Origin of the sequence: Micromonospora sp. LOL_015 (assembly GCF_048060275.1) — a bacterium.
Classification (GTDB): domain Bacteria; phylum Actinomycetota; class Actinomycetes; order Mycobacteriales; family Micromonosporaceae; genus Micromonospora_E.
In genome coordinates, this window is record NZ_JBHMIO010000004.1 from 112,860 (window position 1) to 128,468 (window position 15,609).

The 15,609-nt window shown below is 68.1% G+C and carries 12 protein-coding genes; 7 read left to right on the forward strand and 5 right to left on the reverse strand.

Annotated elements, in window-relative coordinates:
* The first annotated feature begins 69 nt into the window (after positions 1-69).
* The 3 genes from ACFHWU_RS05940 (at position 70) to ACFHWU_RS05950 (ending at position 3,380) form a co-directional block, all read left to right on the forward strand.
* Positions 70-1,092, forward strand: a complete 1,023-nt coding sequence (locus ACFHWU_RS05940; protein ID WP_416557006.1) for a LacI family DNA-binding transcriptional regulator — start codon at positions 70-72, stop codon at positions 1,090-1,092.
* A 273-nt stretch (positions 1,093-1,365) separates the two neighbouring features.
* Positions 1,366-2,313 carry a hypothetical protein gene (locus ACFHWU_RS05945; protein ID WP_416590005.1) on the forward strand — a complete coding sequence of 316 codons (948 nt, stop codon included), beginning with the start codon at positions 1,366-1,368 and terminating at the stop codon, positions 2,311-2,313.
* A gap of 290 nt (positions 2,314-2,603) precedes the next feature.
* A complete protein-coding gene (locus ACFHWU_RS05950) occupies positions 2,604-3,380 on the forward strand; it encodes a septum formation family protein (protein ID WP_416557004.1) in 777 nt (258 codons plus the stop codon).
* Here the strand turns inward: ACFHWU_RS05950 and ACFHWU_RS05955 are convergent.
* Genes ACFHWU_RS05955 through def form a run of 3 tightly spaced genes read right to left on the reverse strand, consistent with a single transcriptional unit; the run spans position 3,371 to position 6,368 of the window.
* Positions 3,371-4,849: an RsmB/NOP family class I SAM-dependent RNA methyltransferase gene (locus tag ACFHWU_RS05955; protein WP_416590006.1), complete on the reverse strand. Its 1,479-nt coding sequence runs from the start codon at positions 4,847-4,849 to the stop codon at positions 3,371-3,373. The two genes, ACFHWU_RS05950 and ACFHWU_RS05955, sit on opposite strands and share 10 nt — an antisense overlap.
* Positions 4,846-5,772, reverse strand: coding sequence for a methionyl-tRNA formyltransferase (gene fmt, locus ACFHWU_RS05960; RefSeq protein ID WP_416590007.1), 927 nt, complete (start codon positions 5,770-5,772; stop codon positions 4,846-4,848). The genes ACFHWU_RS05955 and fmt overlap by 4 nt, the downstream gene beginning before the upstream one ends.
* 5 nt (positions 5,773-5,777) lie before the next feature.
* Positions 5,778-6,368 carry a peptide deformylase gene (def, locus tag ACFHWU_RS05965; protein ID WP_278168682.1) on the reverse strand — a complete coding sequence of 197 codons (591 nt, stop codon included), beginning with the start codon at positions 6,366-6,368 and terminating at the stop codon, positions 5,778-5,780.
* 226 nt (positions 6,369-6,594) lie between these two features.
* On the opposite strand from def, the gene ACFHWU_RS05970 reads away from it, so the two are divergent.
* Both ACFHWU_RS05970 and ACFHWU_RS05975 read left to right on the forward strand, forming a co-directional pair.
* The gene (locus ACFHWU_RS05970) at positions 6,595-9,147 is read left to right on the forward strand and encodes an alpha-L-arabinofuranosidase C-terminal domain-containing protein (RefSeq protein ID WP_416590008.1); all 2,553 of its coding nucleotides are present in this window, start codon (positions 6,595-6,597) and stop codon (positions 9,145-9,147) included.
* Positions 9,148-9,161: 14 nt separating this feature from the next.
* The gene (locus ACFHWU_RS05975) at positions 9,162-10,676 is read left to right on the forward strand and encodes a family 43 glycosylhydrolase (protein WP_416590010.1); all 1,515 of its coding nucleotides are present in this window, start codon (positions 9,162-9,164) and stop codon (positions 10,674-10,676) included.
* 319 nt (positions 10,677-10,995) lie between these two features.
* Here the strand turns inward: ACFHWU_RS05975 and ACFHWU_RS05980 are convergent, their stop codons facing one another.
* A complete protein-coding gene (locus tag ACFHWU_RS05980; RefSeq protein WP_416590012.1) occupies positions 10,996-11,478 on the reverse strand; it encodes a hypothetical protein in 483 nt (160 codons plus the stop codon).
* A gap of 33 nt (positions 11,479-11,511) precedes the next feature.
* Positions 11,512-13,185 (reverse strand): helix-turn-helix domain-containing protein, encoded by a 1,674-nt coding sequence (locus ACFHWU_RS05985; protein WP_416590014.1) that lies wholly within the window; start codon positions 13,183-13,185, stop codon positions 11,512-11,514.
* Positions 13,186-14,539: 1,354 nt separating this feature from the next.
* Here ACFHWU_RS05985 and ACFHWU_RS05990 point away from each other — a divergent pair.
* Both ACFHWU_RS05990 and ACFHWU_RS05995 read left to right on the forward strand, forming a co-directional pair.
* On the forward strand, positions 14,540-14,788 hold the full coding sequence (locus ACFHWU_RS05990) for a hypothetical protein (protein ID WP_416590016.1): 249 nt from the start codon (positions 14,540-14,542) through the stop codon (positions 14,786-14,788).
* A 551-nt stretch (positions 14,789-15,339) separates the two neighbouring features.
* Positions 15,340-15,513, forward strand: a complete 174-nt coding sequence (locus ACFHWU_RS05995) for a hypothetical protein (RefSeq protein WP_416590018.1) — start codon at positions 15,340-15,342, stop codon at positions 15,511-15,513.
* The last annotated feature ends 96 nt before the right edge of the window (positions 15,514-15,609 follow it).

Genomic DNA, 15,609 nt, shown 5'->3' on the forward strand with positions numbered 1-15,609 from the left:
TGTGTGAACGTGCACACGTTAAGGGCGCGTTCCGTCGCAGGTCAAGGGCCGGCCGCTACAGTGTTCGACGTGAACCGGCCGAGACCGACGACGAAGCGGGCGACCGTGCACGACGTCGCCGCAAGCGCCGGTGTGTCCCGGGGCACGGTCAGCCGGGTCCTTAACGGCGGCTACGTCTCCCCCGCCGCCCGCGCCGCGATCCTCGCCGCCATCGCCGAGGTCGGCTACGTCCCCAACACCGCCGCCCGTAACCTGGTCACCCAGCGTTCCCAGGCAGTCGGCTTCATCGTGCTCGAACCGCACTCGTTGTTCATGGAGGACCCGAACATCGGAGCCCTCATGCTGGGCGCCAACGCGGTGCTCTCCGTCGCCGAGTATCAGATGGTCAACCTGGTGGTCGACTCTGACCGGGACACCAAACGGGTTGCTCGCTACCTCAGCGGCGGCTTCGTCGACGGCGCGCTGATCGTCTCGGCCCGCGCGCACGACCCGATCACCCGGGTCGTCACCAACCTGAAGCTGCCGGCCACCTTCGTCGGGCATCCGCCCGACCTGGCGCAGGAGATCCCGTTCGTCGGCGTCGACAACGTCGGCTCAGCGCGCGAGATCACCACCCGCCTGGCCGCCACCGGCCGGCGACGGATCGGCATGATCGCTGCTGCCCTGAACCGGGACTCCGGTGCCGACCGGCTCACCGGCTTCCGCCAGGCTCTCGGCGACCGGTTCGACTCCCGCCTGGTTGCCGAGGTCCCCTTCTACGACTATTCGTGCGGCGTCAACGGCATGCGGGCCCTCCTGGATCGGGCACCCGACCTCGACGGCATCTTCGCCGCCTCGGATGTGGTCGCCGCCGGAGCGATCCAGACCCTGCGTGAGGCCGGCCGGACCGTGCCGGCCGATGTCGGGGTCGTCGGATTCGACGACAGCGCCTGGGCGCTACGCACTAACCCGCTGCTGTCCACCGTGCACCAGCCGGCGAAAGAGATCGGCGCCCGCGCCGCCGACCTGGTGCTGCACCAGATCGACGGCAACTCCATCGCATCCGGCGGGACGCTGCTGCCGACCCCCGTCGTATGGCGCGAGTCCGCCTGAGCGGCGTCACCCGGAACCAAACTTGGTTGCGCGTTTCCAGGCATTGCGGGCACCGATCGACAGCGAAACGCTCGCCGCACCGGCATCCGCAACCGGGAATTGACGATGATCCGTGCTACAAACGCATCTGGCACCTAGCAGTGCAGTGCAAATGCGAAAGGGGCAACCTCGTTGAGAATCACTCGATTTTCCACAGGCGGCAAAGGCGGGGCCCACCGCGCCGTCGAACCACGCTCGGTCGGCAACCGGAAACGGAGGATCGCGCTCGGTTCGGTGGTCGCCGCAGCCCTCCTGGGCGGTGCCACGATCGCACCGCAGGCGTACGCGACGACGACCTTCGACGGGCCGGGCATCCGCACCGACGTGGTGGATGCCGTCACCGGTGAGCCGGTGACCGGCATCTGCGTATTCGCCGTTCCGGTATTCACGTTCAGCTTTCCTGCCGTCTGTCCGACCCGCAGCGACTCGCGGGGCCGGGTGAATGTCTCGGTTCCCGATCCGGGTTCATACAATCTGTTCGCGCTGCCCGACTCGGGTAGCCAGTACGGCGCCCAGTGGGTCAGCCAGGTCGGCGGCACCGGCACCCAGAAAGATGCGCGGTGGTTCACCTTCTCCGCCGACGAGGTGCGGCCCGGACCGACGATCCGCCTGGACCCGCGCTCGATGATCGTCGGCACGGTGCTGGGCGCGGATGACGAGACCGTGACGAACGGTACGGTCGGCGTCGCCGCGCCGGTCGCCGACGGTTCACGGGATCCGCGCTACTCGCCGATCGGCGACAAGGGAGCGTTCGTCATCGACTGGCTGGGGCCGTACGAGTGGCCGCTGCTGTTCAACGCCGACGGTTACCCGTACCAGTGGAGTGGACACGTCGGCAACCGGCTGCGCGCCGATCTGGTCACGGCGGACGTCAACGCCCCGCCGTACGCGTACCAGATGGAGGCTGGCACCTCGGTGAGCGTTGAGACCGCCGACTCGCCGCAGGTTCCGGGCAAGCTGACACTCCTCAATGTCAGCACAAAGGACCCGGTCGGGCTCGCCGAGCTGGCCGACAAGGCGACCGGGGCGTCACTCATGGTCCTACCGCGACAGCAAGTCAAGATCCACTGCGTCTGCGATGGAGAGCACCGCTGGCATGGCGGTACCGACTTCAGTAGCGCCACCGGGGAACCGATTCGCGCCAACGGTCCGCAGAGCATCACCTTCGCCCCACCTGCCTGATCCATCATCGATCGTCCAGCTGCGGCCTGCTGCTCCATCGTGGAGCAGCGGGCCGCAGTCCGCTAGACAGCAGGTCATGGTTACCCTGGAGAGTCAGTTGACTACGTGAAGTACACTTAGCTGTCTACGATCTTCCAACCATGGGGAGGGCGTACGACATGCGGTGGTGGGCAAAGCTGGTTCTGACGGTCGCGATTCTGACCACGGCGGCGGGATGCGCGCCCGCTGTCCGGTCCGATATCGGAGATGGCGACCTGACCAACAACTGGGCTAGGATCGCGACACCGAAAGTGTTCGTACCACAGGCCGGCGAGTGCCATCCGATCTCCGCCGGTACCGTCGGCCAGGGCACCGAGTACAGACCCGTCGACTGCGGACAGTCCCACGAGGTGGAGACGGTCTTCGTCGGGATCTTCACCGGGGTGCACGGCGTAGCGGACCACTCCCCCGCCCCCGGCTCGTCCAGCCGGCGGGCCGCCCGTACCGACTGCGACCAGCGGGTCCACGAATTCCTCGGCGACGACTGGCAGGCCGGCCGGCTCCGGCTCGAAGTCGTCGTCCCGTCCACCACGTCCTGGAACGGCGGCGCCCGCTGGTACCGGTGCGACGTCGGCGAGGTGGTCAGCATGCAGGACCGCACCTTCGTCGCCCGCACCGGGAGCCTCGCCGGCGCCCTCGACCAGCCGAACCCGCTGCGCTGGGGCTGCTTCAACCCGAGCGCCAACGCCGCCGGCGACGTCGGAATCCTCAAACCGGTGGCCTGCACCGAACCGCACCAGAGCGAATTCGCCGGGCTGTACCTGGAAGCCGACCTGCCCTACGACGACTTCGCCGCGAACGCCGACCAGGTACACGAACGGTGCCGCCGAGTCGTCGCCAATTACGCCGGCCTACCCGTCGACGACGACCTGCGACACCGCTTCGGCACCATCTACGACTACCCGTTCAAGGACGAGTGGGACGACGGCAACCTCGCCGTACGCTGCCTGCTCTGGCGCGACCAACCACCGCTGACCCGATCGGTACGCGACGGCGGCACCGCCGCCCTGCCGGTCCGTCAGGGCTGACCGACCCGACGCAGCAACGCCACGAACATCGCGTCGGTGCCGTGTCGGTGCGGCCACAGCTGCACCGACGGCCCGGCGCCGAGCCCCGGCATACCCGCCGGGAGCAATGGCCGGGCGTCGACGAAATCCACCGGTACGCCGGACCTACGGGCCGCCTCGGTCACCGACACGTGCGTCTCCACCCGGTGTGGTGAGCACGTCACGTAGGCCACCACGCCACCCGGCCGGACCGCCCGCAGCCCGGCGGCGAGCAGCTCCCGCTGCAACCGGGTCAACGGCGGCAGGTCCGACGGCTGACGCCGCCAGCGCGACTCGGGACGGCGGCGCAGCGAGCCGAGCCCGGTGCACGGCGCGTCCACCAGTACCCGGTCGAACGACGACTCGGGCAGCTCCGTCCCGGCACCCACCTGACGACCGTCGGCGACGTGCACCGCCACCGGCAGCCCGCGTACCGCCTGCTCCACCAGCCGGGCCCGGTGCTCGGCGACCTCCACTGCGGTCACCTCGGCGCCGCGACCGGCGGCCAACCCGCCGAGCAGCGCTGCCTTGCCCCCCGGCCCGGCACACAGGTCCAGCCACCGCCGGTCCGAACCGGACACCTCGGCGTCGGCCAACGCCGCGGCCACCAGCTGCGAGCCTTCGTCCTGCACGTGCGCCCGGCCCTGACGGACCGCCGACACCTCGCCCGGCGCGCCGCCGGGCAGATAGACGGTGTACGGCGAGAACGCGCCCGGTGCCCCGCCGGTGGCGTCCGCCAGCTCGACCGCGTCGACCCGGCCCGGTCGGGCACACAGGTGCACCGGTGGCGGCTCGTTGTCCTCGATCAGCAGCCGGGTCGTCTCGGTCAGGCCGTCGGCGGACTCCTCACCGAGTGCCTCCGCGAACGCCCGGACGATCCACGGCGGATGATGGTAGGTCACCGCCAGGTGGCCGACCGGGTCGGCCTGCTCGTCCGGTGCCAGCTCCGCGAGCCAGTCGTCCAGGTCCCGGGTGGCGATCTCCCGCAGTACGGCGTTGGCGAACCCGACCGCTCCCGGCGCCACGTCGTGCACCAGATCCACCGTGGCCGACACCGCAGCGTGCGCCGGAACCCGGGTACGCAGCAGCTGGTACGCGCCCAGCCGCAGCGCGTCACGGGCCGGTGGGTCGATCCGGTCCACCTCCCGCCCGGCCGCCCGGGCGATGATCAGATCGAGGGTGCCGACCATTCGCAGCGTGCCGTAGACCAACTCGGTGGCGAAAGCGGCGTCACGCCCCCGCAGCTCCCGGTCCCGCAGGATTGTCGGCAACACCAGATTGGCGTAGGCGTCATCGCGGTACACCGCCGCGACGGCATCGTACGCCGCGTCCCGCGCCGGGTCGGCCCGTCGGCGGCGGCCACGCTGCCCACGGCCACGCTGCCCACGCTCGCCCCGGCCGTTCGCGGCTGGGGGGCTCACTCGCTGCGCTCGCTCATTCCTCGCGCTCACCCGAAGAACTCGCCGGTGGTGATGCGGGCACCGCGCGCCCAGTCCGCCGCCGACATGGCCTTCTTGCCGGCGGCCCGGACCTCGCCGAGCGCGACCGGCACGGTGGCCGTGCCGACCAGCAGGCGGTCACGTTCGGCCAGCGCCTCCCCCGGCTTCAGCTCCGGGCCGTCCGGCACCGGCCGGACCGGCCCGAGTTTGACCCGCTCGTCGCGGAACGTGGTCCAGGCGCCCGGCGCAGGGGTGCCGGCCCGCACCCGCCGGTCCACCGCGAACGCCGGATCGGTCCACCGCACCCGGACGTCGTCGACGGTCAGCTTCGGGGCCAGTGACACCCCGTCACCCGGCTGCGGCACCGCCCGGGCGGTGCCGGCGGCGATCCCGTCGAGCACCGCGACCAGCAGCTGCGAGCCGCTGGACGCCAGCCGCTGCAGCAGGTCGCCGGCGGTGTCCGTGTGGCCGACCTGGTCGGTCACCGTGCCGAACACCGGGCCGGTGTCCAGACCCTCCTCCAGCTGGAACACGCTCGCGCCGGTCACCTCGTCGCCGTGCAGCACCGCATGCTGCACCGGAGCCGCCCCGCGCCAGGCCGGCAGCAGGGAGAAGTGCAGGTTGATCCAGCCGTGGGTGGGGATGGCCAGCGCGGTCGGCGGGACCAGGGCACCGTAGGCGACGACTGGTACACAGTCCGGGGCCAGCTCGGTCAGCCTGCTGAGGAACTCCGGCTCCCGTGGGCGCTGCGGGGTCAGCACCTCGATCCCCCGCTCGTCGGCCCAGGCGCCGGCCGCGGAGCGGACCAGCCGGCGGCCGCGCCCGGCAGGAGCGTCCGGCCGGGTGACCACCGCGACGAGGTCGTGGCCGCTGGCGGCGATCGCGTCCAACGCGGGGACGGCGACCGCCGGAGTACCGGCGAAGACGAGTCGCATCGCCGTCACCCGCCCAGACCGAACGGGCTGGTCGCCGCACCCGGCCGGAACAGGCCACCGGGCGAGCGGTGCGGGCTGACCTTCACCGTCGGCGGCGCGGCGGCGTCGTACCAGTCGGCTTCGCGGATGGCCTTCATCGCCTCCTTGCGGGTGGCGGCGTCGAGCCGGTCCAGGAACAGCACCCCGTCGAGGTGGTCCGTCTCGTGCTGGACGCAGCGGGCCAGCAGACCGCTGCCGACGATCTGCATCGGGTCACCGTACTCGTTGAAGCCCTTCGCGACGACGTTCTGTCGACGTTTGGTGTCGAAGTAGAGCCCCGGGATGGACAGGCAGCCCTCCGGGCCGTCCTGTTCCTCCTCGTCGGGGAAGTCCAGCACCGGGTTGACCAGGTGGCCCAGCAGGTCGTCGACGTGGAACGTGAATACCCGCAGCCCGACTCCGAGCTGCGGCGCGGCGAGGCCGGCACCGTTCTGATCGGTCATGCTGTCGGTCAGATCGGCGACGAGCCCGCGCAGCTCGGCGTCGAAGTCGACCACGGGCTCGGCCGCAGTGCGCAGCACCGGGTCGCCGAAGAGTCGGATGGGCTGGACGGTCACGCGGTCAGGCTCCTTGTCGTGGGCAAACGGTGCCTCCAGTCTACGGGCGTACGCCGGACGCCGTGACGGACGCGGTGGTCCTCGGGCGACCGTGACCGTGAAGCCGGGAAGACGGTATTGACGACGTGGTGATCCGGCCGTAATACTCCATCCCTGTTAACGTTCACATCGATGATGTCGGTTGGGCCGGAGTCAGGGCCGTGGCCGGGCGATCAGGAGGCAGCCCATGTTCCGACGATCCGCACGACCCGGGCTGGCCGGCAGCGCACTGCTGGTCGGATCGCTCGTCGCCGCCGGGGTCGCGGCCGCCGGGCCGAGCCTGGCCGACCCGCCGCGACCGGAGCCGGAGTACGTGATCACCGTCGACCCCGCCAGCGCCGGCGTGCCGATCAGCGACACCATGTACGGCGTCTTCTTCGAGGACATCAACTACGCCGCCGACGGCGGCCTCTACGCCGAACTGGTCCGCAACCGGTCCTTCGAGTTCCTGCCGGTGGACAACCAGTCCTTCACCGGGCTGACCGCCTGGACCCCGGGCGCCGAGGCCGGCGGGTCCGGCACCGCGACCCCGGTCGACGACGACAGCCGGCTCAACGACCGTAACCGCACCTACCTGCGGCTCGACCTGGACAACAGCGACGGCGGACGCTACGGGGTGACCAACTCCGGCTACAACAGCGGGATCGCGATCGAGGCCGGTAAACGCTACGACTTCTCGGTCTGGGCCCGTACCGACGCCGCCGGCAACCAGCTGACCGTCCGGTTGGTCGACGTCGACGGCCGCCGGCTCGCCGAACCGCAACGGTTGCGCGTCCAGGGCGACGACTGGACCAGGTACACCGCCACGTTCACCGCCCACCGGAGCTCCGACGTCGGCCGGCTGGTGGTGCTCGCCGGCGGGACCGGCACCGTACGACTGGACATGGTGTCGCTGTTCCCCCAGGAGACCTTCCGGGGCCGGGCCAACGGCCTGCGCAAGGACCTGGCCCAGAAGATCGAGGCGTTGCGGCCGGGCTTCGTCCGCTTCCCCGGCGGCTGTCTGGTCAACACCGGCAGCATGTACGGCTACGACGCCGGGTCCGGCTGGGAACGCGCCCGCTCCTACCAGTGGAAGGACACCGTCGGCCCGGTGGAGACCCGGGCCACCAACGCCAACTTCTGGGGCTACAACCAGTCCTACGGGCTGGGCTACTTCGAGTACTTCCAGTTCGCCGAGGACATCGGCGCGATGCCGCTGCCGGTGGTACCGGCCCTGGTCACCGGCTGCGGTCAGAACCACGCCACCGATGACGAGGAACTGCTGGCCCGGCACATCTCCGACACCCTGGACCTGATCGAGTTCGCCAACGGCCCGGACACCTCCACCTGGGGCGGGCTGCGCGCCGAGATGGGCCATCCCGAACCGTTCGGCCTCACCCACATCGGTGTCGGCAACGAGGAGAACCTGCCCGACGAGTTCTTCGCCAACTTCCGGCGCTTCCGGGCCGCGATCGAGGCACAGCACCCGGAGATCACGGTGGTCAGCAACTCCGGACCGGACGACCAGGGCGCCACCTTCGACCGGCTGTGGCAGCTCAACCGGGCTGACGGGGTGGAGCTGGTCGACGAGCACTACTACAACAGCCCGGCCTGGTTCCTGCAGAACAACGACCGCTACGACAGCTACGACCGCGCCGGACCGAAGGTGTTCCTCGGCGAGTACGCCTCTCAGGACAACAAGCTGTTCAACTCGCTCGCCGAGGCGGCCTACATGACCGGGCTGGAGCGCAACGCCGACATCGTCGAGATGGCCTCGTACGCCCCGCTGCTGGCCAACATCGACCACGTCCAGTGGCGGCCGGACCTGATCTGGTTCGACAACGACGAGTCCTGGGGCACCACCAGTTACCAGGTACAGAAGCTGTTCATGACCAACGTCGGTGACCGGACGGTGCCCAGCGAGGCCACCGGGCCGGCCCTCGGCACCCAGCCGATCACCGGACGGATCGGCCTGTCCACCTGGGCCACCTCGGCGACGTACGACGATGTGACGGTCACCGCCCCGGACGGCACCATGCTGTTCAGCGACGACTTCTCCGCCGGGGCGGGCCAGTGGACGCCGGTCGCCAACCGGGGCAGCTGGGCGGTGGTCGACGGCGCGTACACGCAGAGCGACACCGCCGCGCTGGACACCATGGTCGCCGCCGCCGAGATCACCGCCACCGACTACGACCTGTCGCTGACGGCCACGAAGAACGCCGGCGCGGAGGGCTTCCTGATCGGGTTCGGGGTCAAGGACGCCGGCAACTTCTACTGGTGGAACCTCGGCGGTTGGAACAACACCCAGGGGGCGGTGGAGAAGGCCACCAACGGGGCCAAGCAGACGCTGATCGCCAAACCGAACCAGATCACCACCGGCACCACGTACGACATCACCGTCAAGGTGCGTGGCGATCACGTCACCCTGCTGCTGGACGGCGAGGTGTGGGGCGAGTTCGTCGACGACCAGGTCACCCGCCCGTTCGCCCAGGTCGTCACCCGCGACGACGCCACCGGCGACCTGCTGGTCAAGGTGGTCAACGCGCAGGAAAAGGCGGCCGTGACCCGGATCGACCTTGGCGACCTGCCGGTCCGTTCGCATGCCCGGATGACCGTGATCAGCGGCGACCCCGGCCAGCAGAACACCCGGTCGGCCGAGCCGATCCAGCCGGTCACCACCCAGCTCACCGGCGTGGCGTCCAGTTTCACGCACACCTTCGAGCCGTACTCCGTGACCTTCATCCGCATCCGCACCAAATGACTGAGGTGGCCCCCATGACGTACGAGGTGAACCGGCGCGCCCTGCTGCACGGCGGCCTGGGCTTCGCCGCTGCCGGCCTGACCGGTCTGGCCGGTGGGCTGACCGCCGGCGCCGGACGGCCGGACCCGGCCGCCGCCGCACCGACCGCCGGCAACACCCCCGGCCCGGTCGGCGCGCCCACCGACGCGCAGGTCTACCGCGTACCGACGATCGACCCGCTCGTCGAACAGCGGGCCGACCCGTTCGTCACCTACCCGGTCGCCGGCATGTACTACTTCACCGGCTCGGTGCCCGAGTACGACCGGATCGTCATCCGCGGCGCGTCCACCATCGCCGGGCTGGCCACGGCGACCGAGACGGTGATCTGGCGGCGGCCGGCCAGCGGCCGGATGGGCGGCCACATCTGGGCGCCGGAGCTGCACCGCATCGACGGCAAGTGGTACGTCTACTTCGCCGCCGGCGACTCCGACAACGTGTTCCGGATCCGGATGTACGTGCTCGAGTCCCCACTGGACGACCCCCGGGACCCGGCCGGCTGGCAACTGCGCGGTCAGATCGTCACCGAGTGGGACAGCTTCGCCCTGGATGCCACGACGTTCCACCATCACGGCCGGCGGTACCTGGTCTGGGCCCAGGGCGAGCCGGAGATCGCGGTCAACTCCAGCCTGTACATCGCCGAGCTGGCCGACCCGTGGACCCTGAAGACCAAGCCGGTGCGCATCGCCACCCCGACCCGCCCATGGGAGGTGCAGGGCTACGCGGTCAACGAGGGCGCGGCGGTGATCGTCCGCAACGGACGGGTGTTCATGACCTTCTCGGCCAGCGCCACCGACTCCCGTTACTGTATGGGCCTGCTCACCGCCGACGCCAGCGCCGACCTGCTCGACCACCGCTCCTGGACGAAGACCCCCGAGCCGGTCTTCGTCACCAACGAACAGACCAGCCGGTACGGCCCCGGACACAACTCGTTCACCGTCGCCGAGGACGGCAAGACCACCGTGCTGGTCTACCACGCCCGTGACTACCGGGACATCACCGGCGACCCGCTGTACGACCCGAACCGGCACGCCCGGGTGCAGAAGCTCTACTGGGACGCCGACGGCAACCCGCTGTTCGGCGTACCGGTCGGTGAGGGCGGCCCGATCGTGCGGCTCTCCCCCGCCGACACCACCCGCAGCGCCTTCGTCCGCCACGTCGGCGCGACCGTGCTGGTCGACACCCACTCCCAGCGGCTGGCCGACACCCAGTTCCGCATCGGTGCCGGCCTGGCCGGGGCGGACACCGTGTCGATCCAGTCGGTCGACCTGCCCGGACATTACCTGCGGGCGGTCGACGGCACGGTACGCCTCGACCCGGTCGCCGACGACGCCGAGTTCGCCGCCCAGGCGAGCTTCCACCGGATCGACCGGGTGAACGGACGCGTCTCGCTACGCCTCGCCGGGGTCCCGTCGGCCTTCGTACGCCACGAGGACGGGCAACTGACCATCGGTCCCGCCGCCGGCGCACAGTCGGCCTTCCGGCTCAGCTGAGCCACCGGGTCCGGCGGGGACCGCTGTGCCGACCCTCGCCAGTATTGCGGTCACTCGTCCGTCACCACCACCGACGCGCCGCTATCCTCGACACGGATCGACAACGGCCTGTCGAGCAGGACGACCGCAGTGCTCGGGGAGATGGTGTGGGCGTACCGGCGTCGGCAGGGCATCTCGCAGCAGGAACTGGCGGGCGGCGTATCCGACGCCGGCGCCCTCTATTAGAGATCTTCGAGATAGACGATGGCCCCAAATGCTAAATTGGCGCGTTGGGAGTGCTGCGGATGTCGGTATAAGACGATTCGTCGACGATTGCAGGTCAGCATCGTTCCGCACCCTCAGGCCAGATGATGTCGACGGGAAGCCCTCTGGAGGTGGCATCGTGAACCACCGCCGCCGTTCCGCCATTGTCTACGACTGAGGCGCCGTCCCAAATCGCGATGAGGCGATCTGACGAGCCGATCAAAGCGTCGTTTGCCGCCTGGTAGGCGTGCCGACTGGAGGTCTCGTATGGCATGACCCGCACGCTTGACGCACGACGAATGAGGGCGTCAAAGCAGTCCGCATGATCTGGCTTAACCTTCCTTTCGCGATAATCGGCGGCGGGGAGGATCACCTCCAACTTGCCACCAAGATCGAGGAGCACTTCAGCAAAGATACTGTCCGCACCCCGAGCTATACAACTCAAGCCGACGAGTTCTGCTGACACATGAGGGACAAGGGCTTCACGCAGGGCCTCCCGTACCAGCTCGACAGTTCTTGGAGACAGGTTCATGTGGCCGGTCACACCGATCTTTGGCAAAGTGATACCATCCTCGCGGTCTCATGTCGACGGTCACAACGTCGTGTGGCTAGCCAAGGTGCTTCTGATTCTGTCGCGCAGTTGATCGACCGCCGGCACCGAGATAAATTCCTCGGTGCGCCCATACAATTCTGTCAGCTTGACTCTGACTCGGTCAGAATGCGTCGTTTCAACGATGTCTGTAGCAGCGTTACTCAGCCTTACGGCCTCATCGACCTCGCCTTGGATCAGTCGGGTTTCAGCTAGACCGAGATGATCGAGTGCTGCGCTACGAAGACTGTGCGGCCTGCGCAACTGGACCGCTTGTCCGATATAGATCGCTGCCTCATCGGCGATCTCTCGTCTTTGGTGAGCAACCTCCAAGAGTCGACCCCCGGTTACCCCGGCAAGTTCAGCCTCGTCAAAGTAAGATATCCAGTATGGGTCTTCGTCTCTATTCGCATCGCGGAGGTAGTCCTCAGCGCGGCTGGTTGCGCGGCGAAACGCGGCAATCCTTCCTTGTTCGGCGTACGCCCATGCCTCGCGCGTGTGTAGCATTGCGAGAACCCTCGGCGTCGCATGCCCGTCGACACCATCCTGCGCGAGGCGGATCAGTTCGAGACCTTCGGTAACGCGCCCTAGATAGAATTGTTGGCGAGCCATCCCTGCCAGGATGTTGGCACCGAATGCCCGGTCACCGGCCTCTTTAGCCGCCCGAAGGGCAATGACGTAATACCTCTGGGCCATAGCGCCTTGTCCGGAGTCCCATGACATTGTGGCGGCAGTTTCGGCCAGCTGCGCCATGGCACCAAACAGCCGTCGGGTCAAGTGCGCCGAGTGCGAGAAGTCGCGCAACTCTTCCGCGACTTCGCTGAGCTGACCGACGACCGCCTTCCTTCGGAGCCCTCCGCCGAACCGGTCGTCCCAGTTCCGGAAGAGTTGGGCAGCATGCTCGACCTGTTCAACTTCCTGACTGCCGATACCTTGTGGTCGCCGCAGGGTCACTTGTGGCTCTGCATTGGACAGCCAGCGCTCCAGTCGTTCGAGGATGACGCCGCCGAAGACCACACCGGCAATGGTGCGGGTGACCTCTCGCCGGTCCAAGGAAAGATCCTCTCGGGTGAAACGGGTGACTAGCTCGATCGTCTCTGACGGTACCCATGCTGACGATCCATCAACCTCCTCGGCAGTGCGCCCGCCCGGCGTGTCCACTGCGATGGACGACGCGGCTCCGGTGAGGCCCAGCGCGTCCGTGGCGGCGCTGTCCCGCTGAACGGGGAAGGTTGCTGAGTCCGGCATGGCGAACCACAGCCGGTCAGCGGGTATGCGTAACACCCGAGCCCACTGAATGAGTCGGTCGAGATGCATCAGCGGCTGGCCGTTCTCGATCCGGCTCAGTTGGGTCTGGGTGATCCCAGCCCAGGCGGCTACCTGATCTTGTGGGAAGTCCTGGCGGCCGTGGTGGGGGTGGGTGCGCCACGCTCGGATCACCCGGCCCATGTGTCGGCTAGCCAGCGCCTCTCGCAGTACCACCTCGTCCCAGAAGTCGGCCGGCACCTCGGGTGCGGCGAGGAGCCGGTCGCGGTTGGCGGCAGTACAGCCGGAACAGCGCGTCCCGGAGTTGTCTCGGGCAAGACGCGTGCCGCAGCGGCAGTAGCGCGCCTTGTGTGTCGCGGTCATCGTGATGTCCTTGTGGGCAAGCGGAAACAACACTACGAGGTACGTCACCAGGGTCCACTACGAGGGCCGGGTAGAGATATGCATCGGGCGCATATCGATACCCGCTTCCCGCCATACCCCTTGGTCGTCACGTTCGGGATTGTGTTCCTAACCATAGGCGACCAACGACCCGCTGGTGAACCGCCTACAGTGCCGGACGGCGCTGGAGCGTAGTTCGGTGGTGGGCCAATCCTGCGAGGGAACACGGTGACCAGGGCAACCAGAGACGAACAAGCGTTTGGCAGCTCCCCGGTGGTACGTGACGACGTCTCCGTGCTGTCGGGTGATGCGGCGGGCGTGCTGGCATCGGGTCGGGGGCACTTGCATCCCGATGCCAGCACGCCCGCCTTCGTCCCCCCTGCCGCGTCCGTCAGGGTCGGTGCTGGCGAGCTGGGCACTCCCCGAAACGGGGAGAGTGTTCGTCGGCCGAACGAGTTGTTGCGGCGGGCGCGGTTGCGCCTGATCTCACCATCGGGCTCTGGACGGCCGATGTCGCGGCAGGAGTTGGCCGACGCGGTGAACAAGGTGCTGCATCCCATGGGTCCTCGCGCGGGGACGGTGAGCGCGCGGTGGGTCGGTGGATTGGAGCAGGGTCGGGCGCGGTGGCCTCGGGCGCATGCACGGCAGGCGTTGCGTCAGGTGTTAGGCGCGGCGACAGATGCGCAGTTGGGCCTGTTCGTCAACCGCCGTATGGATGTCTGCGTTGATGGGCCGGACGTAGACCCGTGGCGGGCCGCGAGTCTTCCAGAGTGGCCGTTGCCCGTCGGGTCGGGTGACGGGGTTCGGGTGGTGGTGCCAGCAGGGGCCACGATCACCGTCCGGGCTTCTGCTGGTCCCCACCGGGTCTGTGAGGTAGCGATCGAGGCGGCTGGGGCGGTCACGTCGTTGGTACACGGCCAGGAGCCGGGCAGCCTCGACCGGCTGCCGCTTGGCAGGCCGCTGGCGCTGGTTGTGGGGCACAGGTGACTGCCCGCCCCGGCCATTCGCGCGCAAGGGCAACCTGACGTGGCCTGAGACAGGGGCACGGAAACACGCTCGCCGTGACGCCGGAATCGAGAGCAGACAATCTTGAGCCCATTTGTTTATGAATCGCAGGTAGCTATGCAGGACGCGCCAGCTACAGCGGTAACGGCCGGGCAGAAAGAGTCGGTTAACGCACTGATCGACTCGGCAGCATCAAGCGATGCCCGCCGACACGTCGCCGCCCGGGGACGCCGCGCCTGCACTTGCTTACGCGGGCGCAGCAGGCCCTTTCGGTATCGATCGACTAAAGGTATAGAGGAAAGGAATGCGCACCCCATCCCTAGAGAAATCATGACAGGGGTGGCCGGCCGGAATTTGTCAGCGACAAGAAGGGGAAAGGATGTCGACGTATAACGGCGGCGGCCAGATCGATCGCGCACAGAAAGAGTTGGAGCGGCATGCGATATCCAGCGCGGACGGTTTCTGCCTCGCCTGCAATGTGCCAGGCCCGTGCGCCGACCACGAACGGGCAGCCGCTGTCTTCGCGTTCGCGTTGCGGTTGCCCCGTCGGATTCCGGGAGCGACGCGGCCAGAGTTGATCGGTGCACGGCTGGTGAGTGCGCCGGGCCTGCTCGCGCGGGCAGGCTGAGATTTTCCACCGTGGATTCTGATTCAGCGGGCCCGATCTGAGTGAGGGTCGGTCACGTGGCGCACGTCGGGCGCCCCGTGAGCATACATTTTGGAGAGCACCGGCCTTCGCATTCCGGCGTGATTCACATCGATGATCCTACCGCGTACTGTGAGTCGACTACTTGGAGGGCTATCAGATTGGCAGGATCGCGAGACGGAGCACAGGACGATTTTTGTTCGCCCTCTGGGATTCGACAGACAACGAAGGCGTCAACCGCATCCGACCGCACGCCCGCCCACTCGAAGGCGGGGCACATCGCGCTTATGCGGGCCGAGATGCCTTGCGGAACAAAAAGTCTATGCAGACCGACCGCGAAGGCGACTGAATATATAGATACATCCGAATCAACTAGCCTTGGGGAAAAGGTGGCGAAAGAACTGCATAAGCCCTGGTGTGACCCGCGCGAGTGTACGGCAGGATTCACAGATTTCCATCCAGACTCCTCGCCCCCTGCACACGCTAGCCGGTGGTTCGAGTGCAATCCGTCGAGTGAGCGGCAGGCAGTCGAGGTGGAAATGCAATTGGTGGAGTATGTCGACGATCCCAATCCGAGGACGTTCATTCGCATCGCCCGCAGCGACTTCGAGGACCGGCAGGTATTCCACCTCACTGTCGACCAGAGCCGCGCTGTCTACCAGACGTTGACCGAGATCCTCGGCCGCGCGACGACGGAGCGGAGGTGATGCTGCCAGCGTCGGTCCCGTAAGGGAGCGCAATCCGGGCGGGCACGCAGGCTCCGAAGCGGAGCAAGGCCCGTGGATTGATCAGTGAGGAGATGG

Bases quoted from the DNA above. Each gene is read 5' to 3' on its own strand.
- fmt (WP_416590007.1), bottom strand. From the start codon at position 5,772: ATGCGACTCGTCTTCGCCGGTACTCCGGCGGTCGCCGTCCCCGCGTTG.
- ACFHWU_RS05970 (WP_416590008.1), top strand. From the start codon at position 6,595: ATGTTCCGACGATCCGCACGACCCGGGCTGGCCGGCAGCGCACTGCTG.
- ACFHWU_RS05975 (WP_416590010.1), top strand. From the start codon at position 9,162: ATGACGTACGAGGTGAACCGGCGCGCCCTGCTGCACGGCGGCCTGGGC.
- ACFHWU_RS05990 (WP_416590016.1), top strand. From the start codon at position 14,540: ATGTCGACGTATAACGGCGGCGGCCAGATCGATCGCGCACAGAAAGAG.